Annotated in this window: 10 protein-coding genes; 2 read left to right on the forward strand and 8 right to left on the reverse strand. The window is 37.0% G+C overall.

Annotated elements, in window-relative coordinates; all coding sequences use genetic code 11:
* Positions 1-5 precede the first annotated feature (5 nt).
* Entirely contained in the window at positions 6-1,082 is a 1,077-nt protein-coding gene (locus tag ACKWCD_RS15935; RefSeq protein WP_413984948.1) for a DUF3179 domain-containing protein, read from the forward strand.
* Between the two features lie 112 nt (positions 1,083-1,194).
* Here ACKWCD_RS15935 and groL read toward each other — a convergent pair whose 3' ends face one another.
* The 7 genes from groL to miaB form a co-directional block, all read right to left on the reverse strand.
* Positions 1,195-2,829, reverse strand: a complete 1,635-nt coding sequence (gene groL / locus ACKWCD_RS15940; RefSeq protein ID WP_413984949.1) for a chaperonin GroEL — start codon at positions 2,827-2,829, stop codon at positions 1,195-1,197.
* A gap of 96 nt (positions 2,830-2,925) precedes the next feature.
* Entirely contained in the window at positions 2,926-3,204 is a 279-nt protein-coding gene (locus tag ACKWCD_RS15945) for a co-chaperone GroES (RefSeq protein ID WP_138657491.1), read from the reverse strand.
* A 136-nt stretch (positions 3,205-3,340) separates the two neighbouring features.
* Positions 3,341-3,709: a preprotein translocase subunit SecG gene (gene secG / locus ACKWCD_RS15950; protein WP_413984950.1), complete on the reverse strand. Its 369-nt coding sequence runs from the start codon at positions 3,707-3,709 to the stop codon at positions 3,341-3,343.
* Between the two features lie 2 nt (positions 3,710-3,711).
* Positions 3,712-4,626, reverse strand: coding sequence for a hypothetical protein (locus ACKWCD_RS15955; protein ID WP_413984951.1), 915 nt, complete (start codon positions 4,624-4,626; stop codon positions 3,712-3,714).
* Between the two features lie 6 nt (positions 4,627-4,632).
* Positions 4,633-5,154 carry an LptE family protein gene (locus ACKWCD_RS15960; RefSeq protein ID WP_413984952.1) on the reverse strand — a complete coding sequence of 174 codons (522 nt, stop codon included), beginning with the start codon at positions 5,152-5,154 and terminating at the stop codon, positions 4,633-4,635.
* 121 nt (positions 5,155-5,275) lie between these two features.
* Positions 5,276-6,547: a sigma 54-interacting transcriptional regulator gene (locus ACKWCD_RS15965; protein ID WP_413984953.1), complete on the reverse strand. Its 1,272-nt coding sequence runs from the start codon at positions 6,545-6,547 to the stop codon at positions 5,276-5,278.
* A 35-nt stretch (positions 6,548-6,582) separates the two neighbouring features.
* A complete protein-coding gene (gene miaB / locus ACKWCD_RS15970) occupies positions 6,583-8,025 on the reverse strand; it encodes a tRNA (N6-isopentenyl adenosine(37)-C2)-methylthiotransferase MiaB (protein ID WP_413984954.1) in 1,443 nt (480 codons plus the stop codon).
* Positions 8,026-8,256: 231 nt separating this feature from the next.
* On the opposite strand from miaB, the gene ACKWCD_RS15975 reads away from it, so the two are divergent.
* Positions 8,257-9,558 (forward strand): LVIVD repeat-containing protein, encoded by a 1,302-nt coding sequence (locus ACKWCD_RS15975; RefSeq protein ID WP_413984955.1) that lies wholly within the window; start codon positions 8,257-8,259, stop codon positions 9,556-9,558.
* A gap of 28 nt (positions 9,559-9,586) precedes the next feature.
* Here ACKWCD_RS15975 and ACKWCD_RS15980 read toward each other — a convergent pair whose 3' ends face one another.
* A complete protein-coding gene (locus ACKWCD_RS15980; RefSeq protein WP_413984956.1) occupies positions 9,587-12,724 on the reverse strand; it encodes a WD40/YVTN/BNR-like repeat-containing protein in 3,138 nt (1,045 codons plus the stop codon).
* Positions 12,725-12,819 lie beyond the last annotated feature (95 nt).

A 12,819-nucleotide genomic window follows, 5' to 3' on the forward strand; every position in this document is an offset into this window, starting at 1 on the left:
ATGCTATGAAAAAGAAATTATTTTTATTCGCCCTTACAACGGTATTGTTTTCATGCAGTAAATCAAGTACCAATAGTATAATCACTAACCCTGATATTAGTCAGCCTGGTAATGTTTCTGCTCAATGGAGCATCCCGGTTGCCGAAGTTTTAGATGGAGGGCCTGGTAAGGATGGAATTCCAGCACTAGTAAACCCAACTTTTGTTTCCGCTTCGGAAGTGACTTTTTTGAATGATCAAGATTTGGTGCTCTTGTTCAAAAACGGCAATATGGTAAGAGCGTATCCACATGATATTCTTGATTGGCATGAAATTATTAACGACAATATTGGCGATGTTTCTATGGCTGTTACTTTTTGCCCACTTACGGGTACTGGTATTGGCTGGGGAAGAATAATTAACAATGTGGAGACAACATTTGGTGTATCAGGATTGCTTTATAATACCAATCTAATTCCTTATGATAGACTTACGGATAGCAATTGGTCGCAAATATTGAATGAGTCTGTAAATGGAGAACTTAACGGGCAAAAAGCAGAATTGTATCAATTGTTGGAAACCAATTGGGCCACTGTTAAACAAATGTATCCTGATATTGGAGTAGTAAGTACATCCACAGGTTTTTCAAGAACATATGGTACCTCGCCTTATGGAGATTACAATACAAATAATGAACGTTTCTTTTTTCCGGTAGACAAAGATTCTAGATTACCTTTAAAGGAAAAAGTATTGGCAATATTAGATGAGGGTGATGCCAAAGTATATCAATTTTCTGATTTTCTAAATGAAAATATTATTCAAGATTCCTTTAAGGGAAAAGACTACATGATGGTTGGAAATACAAATTTCATGTTTGCCTATGAACTTACTGCTGATTTGAAAAATCTTGATTTTACTTATGTTTTTGGGCGGAATGGTGATGACATAGTTTTGGAAGATAATGAAGGCAATAGTTGGAATGTATTTGGAGAAGCTGTTTCAGGACCGAGACAAGGAGAAAAAATGGCAGTCTCTAATGCTATGATGGGGCAGTGGTTTTCAATTCCAGCTTTTTACAATACTGAAATTTATAGTGGCAGTTAATTTTCCATTGAAGTACCTAAAACAAAATACCTCGATTGAATTTTCAATCGAGGTATTTTAGTTATGAGCATATCCACAAACAAACTAATACTTTGCCTGTGGCGACTCGCCACTACATCATGCCTGGCATTCCGCCACCTCCGCCCATTGGCGGCATTGCAGGAGCATCTTCTTTAATGTCCGTTAAAGCACATTCAGTAGTTAAAATCATTCCTGCAACTGAAGCAGCGTTCTCTAAAGCTACGCGCGTTACTTTTTTAGGATCGATAATTCCTGCTTTCATCATCTCAACATACTTCTCAGATTTTGCATCGTAACCATAGTCTCCTTTACCTTCCATGATTTTTGCAACTACAACAGATCCTTCACCGCCAGCATTTGAAACAATAGTTCTCAAAGGAGATTCAATTGCTCTAGCTACAATTTGTAATCCTGTTTCTTCATCCGCATTTTCAACTGATACTTTAGAAAGAACAGATTTGGCTCTTACCAAAGCAACACCACCACCAGCAACAATACCTTCTTCAACTGCAGCTCTTGTAGCGTGAAGCGCATCATCAACACGGTCTTTTTTCTCTTTCATTTCAACCTCAGAGGCAGCACCCACGTAAAGTACAGCAACACCGCCAGCTAATTTTGCTAGTCTTTCTTGAAGTTTTTCACGATCATAATCAGAAGTAGTAGTTTCTATTTGAGATTTGATTTGATTAACTCTAGCTTTAATATGTTTTTGAACACCACCACCATTTACAATAGTCGTATTGTCTTTATCAATTGTAATCTTCTCACAAGTACCCAACATATCTAAAGATGCATTGTCTAAAGAAAATCCTCTTTCTTCAGAAATAACAGTACCTCCAGTCAAGATGGCAATATCTTCTAACATTGCTTTTCTTCTGTCTCCAAAACCAGGTGCTTTTACTGCAGCGATTTTTAAAGAACCTCTCAACTTGTTCACAACTAAAGTTGCCAAAGCTTCTCCATCAACATCTTCAGCGATAATCAATAATGGTTTGCCGGATTGAGCAACAGGCTCTAATACAGGAAGCAAGTCTTTCATTGCAGAAATCTTCTTGTCAAACAACAAGATGTATGGGGCTTCTAAATCTGCAGTCATCTTTTCAGAATCAGTTACGAAATACGGAGAAAGATAACCTCTGTCAAATTGCATTCCTTCAACAACGTCAACGTACGTATCAGTTCCTTTTGCTTCTTCTACGGTGATGACACCTTCTTTACCAACTTTTCCGAAAGCCTTAGCGATTAAATCACCAATAGTTTCATCATTGTTGGCAGAAATGGAAGCGACTTGTTTGATTTTATCAGATGAGTCACCTACTTTTTTGGATTGCTTGGCAAGATTTTCAACGATAGCTTCCACAGCTTTGTCGATTCCTCTTTTTAAGTCCATAGGGTTTGCCCCAGCAGCGACGTTTTTTAATCCTTCTTTTACGATTGATTGCGCTAAAACAGTTGCTGTAGTTGTACCGTCACCCGCAAGGTCATTGGTTTTAGAAGCAACTTCTTTTACCATTTGCGCGCCCATGTTTTCTAATGGATCCGCCAACTCGATTTCTTTTGCCACTGTAACCCCATCTTTGGTTACTTGTGGTGCTCCAAAAGATTTGCTAATAATTACGTTTCTTCCTTTTGGTCCTAAGGTTACTTTTACTGCATTGGCCAAGGCATCAACTCCTCTTCTTAGGCCATCGCGCGCATCAATGTCAAATTTTATATCTTTTGCCATAATGAATTATAATTTTATTTTTCATTCTCACGAAGGTGAGAATCCTTTTGATTAGACTAAATAGTTGTTTTGTAGAGATTCCTGACTACAAGGAAATTAAATGATAGCAAGTATATCGCTTTCACGCATCATCAAATAATCTGTACCTTCTAATTTCAATTCAGTACCAGCATATTTTCCGTAAAGAACAGTATTACCAACTTTAACGGTAACAGCCTCATCTTTGGTGCCAGGACCAACAGCTACTACTTTTCCTTTTTGTGGTTTTTCTTTTGCAGTATCTGGAATGTATATACCAGATGCAGTTTTGGTCTCAGCGGCCATAGGCTCAATAAGAACTCTATCTGCCAATGGTTTAATGCTAACTTTAGCCATAGTCTTTAGTTTTAAAATTGATTTAATAGTTCGTTTCTACAAGTCAGAAATTATGCCATTCGATAGAAACTGACATTTTGTAAAACAAAAATGCCAGCTTGTCATAAAAGCTGGCATTTAATTATTTCTTTGCAACCTATAGCGTATCAACGGGTGTTGCGCCTTCTGTTGAAGGTGTAATTTCTTCAGGTAAACCTTCTGGAATTTCATCTGGTAAAGTTTCTTCTATACCATCTCCATTTAGTAATTTGGATTCTACTTGTCCAAAACTTCCTTTGAGGGCAACGTTAGATGCTAAGATTAACACAACCAGTGTGATTGCCAATGTCCAAGTACTTTTATCTAAAAAGTCTCCAGTTTTTTTAACCCCTCCAACTACTTGACTTCCGCCACCGCCAAAAGAAGAGGATAATCCGCCACCTTTTGGATTCTGTACCATTACTACTAGCATTAATAGCAAACAAACAATAATGATAAGAATTAAGAATATTGTAAACGTATTCATTTTTAGATATTTTCCTTTTGTATTTTTTCTACCGCTTTAATTCGGTCTGCAAAGAAACCACTTTTTTCTGGATATTTCAAACTTAAAATACGGTAGGCTTGTATGGCTTTTTTGTACTTTTTTTGCTCCAAATATACCTTCGCTAAAGTCTCTGTCATAAGCTCGTTAGCATCAAATTTGGAACCTTTTTTAAGGTCTATTTTTGGGGAATTATTTTCGTTTGGAACTATCTTAGGACTCTCAGCGATGAACTTATCAATTAGATCGAATTTTTTTTCCTTTAAAACATTACGCTCAAGCTCAAAATTTTTACTTTCAATTTCTTCGGATGTGTTTTCTCTTTGAATGGTTTTCTTAGAAGTGAGCTGTAACCACTCACCGAAGGAATATTTTTCTTTTTGAGTAAAGGAAAGAGGTTTTCCTATTTCTAATTCTTTTGCTGCTTCTCGTTTGGCTTTCTTTATTTCAGCATCAACTTTGGGATCTTTAGACCTAAACAATTCAGGGTCTAAAATATGCTCTGCATCTTCAGTAGTTTGTGGCAAAGGCTTATCAACAGTTTTTTCAATAATAGAATTATTCTGAGGAGTTTCAGATAAGACTTCTTCTGACACTATTTCTGTGTCAATAAGCGCTGTGCTTTTACCCGAAATAGAATCAGCAATAGAATTTTGTAAGAACTCTTTAGATGTAATAAAATCGAAAAGAATATCTCTATCTGTTGTATAAGCAGCAGTGGTTTTAAGAGCATTGTTGTATTTAAAACTATTCAAGTTTTTCAGACCCTTTAAATGAACAGCTCTTGCCGCTTGAAAATAGGGAAACTCAGCAAGAACATCCTCTAAGTGCTTTGTTTGCTCTGGAGAGATATCCTTATTTGGGTTTTGCAATAGATATGTAAAGTCTTTTACATTCATGTTAATCTACCAGTCTGCAAGTGAAGCATTAAAAATATCTTGTGTAATTCTCTCAAAAATAACCTCATGTGCTTCTGTTTTTACCGAAGATAATTGTGCGCTCGCATCATAATCATAAAAAAATGAGAAACGCTGTTCAAAATCTGAATCTTCCTTGGTATTGTTTGTAAAGCGGACATTAATGGCAATGGATAGTCTATTTTGAGCAGCGGTTTGCTGTGCCGTTGCGCTCATTGGAGATATACGATATTCTACAATTTCGCCCTCATATAGTAAGTCGCCACTTCCGTTGTTGACTAAATCTAAGCTGGTTTGATTTTGTATTCGGTCTTGAAGCTCCAGTGTGAAATCTCTGTCCATTCCAGGTTCGAAAATAGATCCGGGACTTTGAGAGGCATAATTTTGAAAGTAGTTTACTTGAAATGTTTTTGCTGTGCCAACATCTCCTCCAGTAAAATTATAAACACCACATGAGTTAAGACCTGTAGTTGCAAGTAAGACAAGTAGTAATTTTTTAAATCCGAGCACTTAATAATAGGTTTAGGGTTTAAAGAAAATGGAAGATAGAAAAAAGAACAAAGACTTTTATTTAAGCTTAACAATAGTTTAGTAAAATAGACTTTTCAATGAGATCTAGTTGAGATTCTTTTTATAAATCGTACTGCTTTATTTTTCGGTACAATGTTCGTTCTGATATACCCAATTCTGCCGCTGCGGCTTTTCGTTTTCCACGGTTTCTTTCCAAAGATTTTTTGATCAACTCAATCTCCTTCTCCTGTAAAGATAGCGTTTCTTCTTCCTGTATTTCTTCAGCAAAATGATACTTATCTTCTTGAATAGGCTGATGGGCAATAGGTTCCTCATGTATTTCTGGAAGTTGTAATACTTCTAAGGGCTTACTCTCTTGTTGTGGAATTTCCTCTTCCTCACTTCTATAAATCTTACGAATTAAGCTTTCATTTTCTTCCTGAACTTTTTCAGAATCATTATTCTTTAAAAGTTCAAGAGTTAATTTTTTTAGATCATTCAGATCTCCTTTCATATCAAAAAGAACCTTGTAAAGAATTTCACGTTCATTGCTGAAATCACCTTCCTTTTTTTCATTTCCTCCAATTACAGCAGGCAAGTTTGAGCTGCTGGCACTTGGTAAATATCCATTTAAGGTGAAAGCTGAAATACTTCGTTTTTCTTCTAGAACAGATACTTGTTCTGCAATATTTCTTAGTTGCCTGATATTTCCTGGCCAACGATATTTCAGGAGTAGTTCTCGAGCATCATCCTCTAAACGAATGGTGGGCATTTTGTATTTCGTTCCAAAATCGGAAGCAAATTTTCGGAATAATAAATGAATATCATCTTGGCGTTCACGAAGTGGTGGTATATTAATTTCAACCGTACTCAATCTATAATAAAGGTCTTCACGAAACTTCTCTTTTTTAATCGCCTCGAACATTTTAATATTTGTGGCAGCAACAATACGTACATCTGTTTTTTGCACTTGCGAAGAACCTACTTTTAAAAATTCTCCATTTTCTAAAACACGCAAAAGACGTACTTGTGTTGTTAATGGAAGTTCACCAACTTCATCTAAGAAAATTGTACCTCCATCTGCTACTTCGAAGTAACCACTTCTGGTCGAAGTTGCTCCTGTAAAAGCACCTTTTTCATGTCCAAAAAGCTCACTGTCGATAGTGCCTTCGGGAATAGCGCCACAGTTAACCGCGATATATTTTGCATGTTTTCTATGGGATAAAGAGTGTATGATTTTAGGAAGAGATTCCTTACCCACACCACTTTCACCTGTCACCAAAACTGAAATATCTGTTGGAGCCACTTGAATCGCTTTTTCAATAGCGCGATTCAGTTTAGGATCATTGCCAATGATTTCGAAACGTTGTTTTATTGATTGAATACCTTCCATATATGGTTATTCCCTCCTATGAGGAAATCTATATTTTAGTTCTTACTATATCCTAAAGGCTCTCCTATTAATGTGGCCGATGTACAATCTTCAATTTTTACATCTACAAAATCTCCAACCTTGTATGTCCCTTTAGGGAAAACCACAACCGTATTTTGAGAATTTCTCCCCATCCAATGGGCATCTGATTTTTTTGAAGTTCCTTCAATGAGAACATTTTCAATGTTTCCTAAATGTTCTTCTGTTCTGTATTTACAATGTTCTCTTTGTAAAGCAATAATTTCTGCAAGTCTTCTTTGTTTGACTTCCATTGGAACATCATCTTCCAGTTTTCTAGCGGCCATTGTTCCTGGTCTTTCGGAATAGAGATACATATATCCGAAATCATATTTTACATATTCCAAAGCCGCCAAGGTGGCTTGATGGTCTTCTTCAGTTTCCGTTGGGAATCCTGAAATCATATCTTGCGAAATGGCGCAATCAGGAAGTATCTCACGAATATTATCGATTAATTCAAAATATTCCTCAATCGTATGTAAACGATTCATTTCTTTAAGAATACGATTGCTGCCACTTTGAACGGGCAAATGAATGTGATTACAAATGTTATCATATTTAGCCATGGTACGAATGACATCTAGAGTCATGTCTTGCGGATTCGAAGTTGAAAATCGAATGCGCATTTTAGGTTGAGCTTCTGCAACCATAGCTAAAAGAGTTGAAAAATCAACCGCTGTTGCTTTTTGCATTTCAGAAGCTTTGCCAAAATCTTTTTTCAATCCGCCACCATACCATAGATAGCTATCTACATTTTGACCGAGAAGGGTGATTTCCTTATATCCTTTTTTAAATAAATCATTCACTTCTTCTAGAATCGATTGTGGATCTCGACTACGCTCACGACCTCTTGTAAATGGCACAACACAAAAGGTGCACATGTTATCGCAACCTCTAGTAATCGAAACCAAAGCACTTACACCATTGGTTTGCAAACGAACGGGAGCAATATCTCCATAAGTTTCTTCCTTTGATAAAATGACATTTACAGCGTCTCTGCCAGCATCAACTTCCTTAATAAGGTTGGGCAGATCTTTATAGGCATCTGGCCCAACAACCATGTCAACTATTTTCTCCTCTTCAAGTAATTGACTTTTCAAGCGTTCAGCCATACATCCTAAAACACCTACTTTTAGATGTGGTCGGTGTTTTTTGATGGCGTTGAATTTTTCTAAACGTTTTCGCACCGTCAATTCTGCTTTTTCTCTAATAGAACAGGTATTTACCAAAACCAGATCAGCATCCTCTAAGTTCTTGGTGGTATTAAATCCCTCATTGGCCAAAATGGAAGCAACAATTTCACTATCAGAAAAATTCATAGCGCAGCCATAGCTTTCTATGTAAAGCTTCCGTTTGTTGTCGGAGTTTTGTTCTATGGATAAAGAAGTACCCTGAATCGTTTCGTCAATTGTTTTTTCCATCTAAAAAGAAGTCCTTGTGAATAAGTGGATGGCAAAGATAGGGCTAAATACGAATTTATGACAAATTGGCAGTGTGAAAAAGGTGAGTTTTTTACGCAACTTTGTTTAACCTATTGCATCTCTTGTTTGAAAACATGAAATTAACAAATAGGTGTTTGAGCTAATAAAATAGGGTTTTTAGAGTATTTTGAAAAAAGATGTGGAAAAGTATAATTTAAACAAAAAACAAAGATGAAAAGAATTTTAGCCTTAATTATCTTGACAATAGCTTGTCAATCGTGTGATTTCGATAATCAAGTATCCTCTCTTGATATGACGCAAACCTATCTGATAGCGACTCCCTTAAAGAGCGACATTGTTACTTTCAAGGAAGAAGCAGTTGCAATTTCTGAACCCGTTCCGATTATTGAATCTGGAAAAATTTATGCCTACAAGAACTATGTTTTTGTAAATGACGTGTATCGTGGTTTCCATATTTTAGATAATACCAATCCTTCTGCGCCAGTGAATATTGGTTTTATCAAATTAGAAGGAAATAACGATATATCAATAAAAGATGATCGTTTGTTCGCCGATAGCTATGGCGATTTGGTTGTTATGGATATTTCGGATATTCAAAATATCAAATTTGCCAAACGCATGGAAAATGCCATCTACCAAGAGTTCTGGTGCACCGTAGGTTTTGACGTTGAATGGCCAACTGCAGATGCCTTTGATTATAGTGATTTTGATGCGTCGAGAGATGCATTGACCGGTTGGGAAGTAAAAGAAGTGCAAATGTCCACCGCTGATTTTGAGAGTAAGTATGGTTCCACAAGAACTGATGTGTTTTTGGCAAACGACTCGGCTGCGGAATCTAGTGGCCCTACAACTTCTACCACTGGTCAAGGTGGTTCTTTTGCACGATTTAGAATAGTCTCGGATTACCTTTACGCGGTCGAACCTTGGAGTATCAATGTTTTTGACATTTCAGATTTGGATAATCCCAAAGTATTGGAAGAAGTTTATGCTCAAGGAAACATAGAAACTATATTCAATCAAGGTGATATTCTTTTTTTAGGAGGGACACAAGGCATGTATATTTATGATATTTCGTCGCCCGATAAACCAACCTATGTTTCAGAATTTACCCATGGTAGAGCCTGTGACCCCGTTGTTGTAAGTGGTGATTATGCTTTTGTTACTTTAAGGAGTAGCAATTTTTGTGGTGATGGCACAGAAAGTGGACTCTATATTGTAGATGTTTCTGATTTAACCAATCCGACATTAAAGAAAACCTATCCGATGACTGAACCTTATGGTTTGGGCATCAAAGAGGAAAAACTTTTTATATGTGATGGTCCGGACGGACTGAAAGTTTATGATAAAACAGATATTAATAATCTAGTGCAATTAAATCATTTCGAGAGTATCAATACCTATGATGTCATACCATTGTCAAACTCCTTATTAATGATAGGAGATAAGGTTCTTTATCAATATGAATATCTCGATAATGAAATACGCTTGTTAAGCGCTTTTGATTTGAACTAGAAGCTACCGTTTTATTGTGATCCAAAAGTTACTTCAGTGATATCATCGGTATCTTATCTGAAGTAACTTTTTCATTTATGGATTTGATGTTTTTTTCCATTAGACTGTTCAATGCACCGATTTCAGCATCCAATTCCTTTTTGATTTCCTCAAAGAATTCTTTTGATTGATCTGTTGGTGGATAATCTCCTCTTTGAGAATCTGCCAACAAAAATGCCAATCGATTATTGATTCGAATACCATAATTCAAAGGGTCTTGTCTACTTTGGTTTTTGGTCATGTGAATGTTATTTTCAACAACTTCCATTTTTGTTTGAAAGTCATTTATCAAATCTTGCAACTCTTTATTGTCTTTAGTTTTATTTGTTAAATATTCTAGATCTTTTTTTACAGAACGAATATTAGCGATCGCCTGATTGGCTCTACTTACTTGATCTCTAACTTTTAGCAGAAAGTCAAATTGATTTTCGAAATCATCAGAACTATTAGAGAGTCTTGGGTCTTTTACAATCTCAAATTCTTGTTCTTGTGATTTACCATTATAGGTCAGCCGGACCTTATATTTTCCAGGAACTGCCTTCGGGCCAATATTAGGAGAAGAGTACAATACCATGCCTTCAAATGATGTAAAGCCCGGATATCTCATATTCCAAATAAAACGGTTTCCACCTTTTTTTAAATCTAATTTTTTGGGTTTACTCGGGTCAGTTTTAACCTCTTTGGCCGACGTGGAGAAGCGTTGAATTAGTTTTCCGTCTGACTCCAAAATATCGAGGTGAACCGTATCGCTCTCTTTTTTATTAGCAACGTAGTAATTTATAATAGCTCCATTTGGGTGATTGGTACCTTCCAATAATTCATTGGCTTTGCCCCAACCTGATTGTTGCATGCGGAATGCCTTATCTGGTTTGTATAAAAACGCTTCTCTGTTTTTGATATCTGTGGAGAGTTGATGCAGTGGTGTAAGGTCGTCAATCATCCAAAAACTGCGTCCATGAGTAGCGGCTATCAAATCATTGTCGCGTACTTCGAGATCACGAATAGCAGTAATTGGGAGGTTCAATTGCATAGACTGCCAGCTGGCACCATCATCGAATGAAACATACATGCCCCATTCAGTTCCGGCATATAAAAGCCCTTCACGTACTTTGTCGGTTCGCACAACACGTGTGTAATGATTGGTCTTGATTCCCTTAGTTATCAATGTCCATGTCTTACCATAATCACTTGTTTTGTATAGATAAGGGGTATAATCACCGAATTTATAAGAGGTTGCAGCTACGTAGGCTGTTCCTTTTTTAAATGGGCTGGGGTCAATACTATTAATCATATTAAGTTTTGGTGACATACTTGTAGGTGGGGTTATGTTTTCCCAATTTGCCCCATTGTCTTTACTGATTTGAATCAGTCCGTCATCGGTACCCACCCAGATAATACCCTCTTCATTAGGTGATTCATTGATTACGAAAATATTTGAATAAAATTCCGCACCGGTGTTATCTTGGGTAATAGGTCCACCAGACGATCTTATAGTTTCTGGAAGAGCTCTTGTCAAGTCAGGAGATATAGTTTGCCAACTTTGACCTTCATTAGTTGTCATATGAAGAAAGTTAGACCCTGCATACAATTTGTTCGAATCATGAATACTAAATTTTACAGGAAAATTCCAATTGAATCGGTATTTCATGACTTCAGCTCCTGAACCTGCTGGATTATCTGGCCAGACATTTACAGATCGTGTTTGATTGACAGCGTGATCCTCACGCATCATATAACCCTTAAATGTGCCGCCATAAACAATATCATTGTTTTTTGGATCGGGAGCTAAATGTGCACTTTCACCACCAGCGGTTCTTTCCCAATCACTTTCGGTAATAGCATTACCTGCGGTTCGATGATAAATGCGAATCGTACTGTTATCTTGCTGGGCTCCATAAATTCTATATGGAAATGCGTTATCGGTAGTTACCCTATAAAATTGAGAAGTTGGTTGATTGAAATAAGTGGTCCAATTATTTCCCCCATCGTTTGAGATTTGTGCACCACCATCATCAGCGATTACCATTCTATTATTATTGTTTGGATCGATCCATAGATCATGATGATCTCCATGGGGGGCATTTTTTAAAGTGAAACTTTTGCCACCATCTGTTGATACGCCATAACTAACATTCATTACATACACCTTATCAATATTTTGTGGGTCAGCAGTAATCCGACTGTAGTACCATGCTCTTTGGCGAAGAGCACGATTTTCATTTACTTTTCTCCATGTTTTTCCAGCATCATCTGACCGATACACCCCTCCTTCTTCAGCCTCAATGATAGTCCATACTCGATTTGAATCAACCGGCGAAACTGCAATTCCAACTATTCCCCAAGGCCCCTTTGGTAGTCCAGACAACTTAGAAATATCATTCCAAGTATCTCCGCCATCCGTACTTTTGAATAGTTTGCTATCGGGTCCACCACTATCCATGCGGTAGCCGTTTCTTTTCATTTGCCAGGTAGCTGCATATAGCACCCTTGAATTATTAGGGTCTATAATCAAATCACCTGCTCCGGCTTCATCACTAACATATAGTATTTTACTCCAGGTAGCACCTCCATCAACAGAACGGTAGACACCTCTCTCTTTATTCGGTTTCCAAAGGTTTCCAATAGCAGCAACGTAAACTATGTTTGGATTTTTAGGATGTATTCGAATTCTTGAAATATGTTCAGAGCCTTTTAACCCGATAAATTCCCAGGTTTCCCCAGCATCCAAACTTTTCCAAACTCCATTTCCTGAAGAGACATTTCCACGAAGTGTCTGCTCTCCTTCACCCACATAAATCACATTTGGGTCAGATTCTGAAACAGCAACCGCACCAATAGAACCTCCGAAATAGCCATCAGAAATGCATTGCCATGTGCTTCCTGCATCGGTTGTCTTCCAAACACCACCACCAGCTGTGCCCATATAATAAAGGTTGTTATTGTTTAATACTCCCGAAACAGTACCTGCGCGACCTCCTCTAAATGGCCCCACCAGTCGCCATTCCATTCCATTAAATAAGGAGGAATCATAAGAAACGATATTTTCTTTTTTATTTCTTCTTTGAGCTTGAGAGTGTTCGAAAGGAAAAATCAAAATCAAAAGCAGTAGTGCTGAAAAAGTTTTCATGAGTAAAGGTTTTAGTGAAGACATCTATTTTTAAATAGAAATAATCATTCTTTAGTTTAGTTAGTCATCAGAAGATGTTATTAAAAGTAACTAAA

This window comes from Maribacter taeanensis (assembly GCF_047345145.1).
Taxonomy (GTDB): domain Bacteria; phylum Bacteroidota; class Bacteroidia; order Flavobacteriales; family Flavobacteriaceae; genus Maribacter_C.

What these genes read in the sequence shown, in the direction of transcription:
- ACKWCD_RS15935 (WP_413984948.1), top strand. Translation starts at nt 6, where the DNA reads ATGAAAAAGAAATTATTTTTATTCGCCCTTACAACGGTATTGTTTTCA.
- groL (WP_413984949.1), bottom strand. Translation starts at nt 2,829, where the DNA reads ATGGCAAAAGATATAAAATTTGACATTGATGCGCGCGATGGCCTAAGA.
- ACKWCD_RS15945 (WP_138657491.1), bottom strand. Translation starts at nt 3,204, where the DNA reads ATGGCTAAAGTTAGCATTAAACCATTGGCAGATAGAGTTCTTATTGAG.
- secG (WP_413984950.1), bottom strand. Translation starts at nt 3,709, where the DNA reads ATGAATACGTTTACAATATTCTTAATTCTTATCATTATTGTTTGTTTG.
- ACKWCD_RS15955 (WP_413984951.1), bottom strand. Translation starts at nt 4,626, where the DNA reads ATGAATGTAAAAGACTTTACATATCTATTGCAAAACCCAAATAAGGAT.
- ACKWCD_RS15965 (WP_413984953.1), bottom strand. Translation starts at nt 6,547, where the DNA reads ATGGAAGGTATTCAATCAATAAAACAACGTTTCGAAATCATTGGCAAT.
- miaB (WP_413984954.1), bottom strand. Translation starts at nt 8,025, where the DNA reads ATGGAAAAAACAATTGACGAAACGATTCAGGGTACTTCTTTATCCATA.
- ACKWCD_RS15975 (WP_413984955.1), top strand. Translation starts at nt 8,257, where the DNA reads ATGAAAAGAATTTTAGCCTTAATTATCTTGACAATAGCTTGTCAATCG.
- ACKWCD_RS15980 (WP_413984956.1), bottom strand. Translation starts at nt 12,724, where the DNA reads ATGAAAACTTTTTCAGCACTACTGCTTTTGATTTTGATTTTTCCTTTC.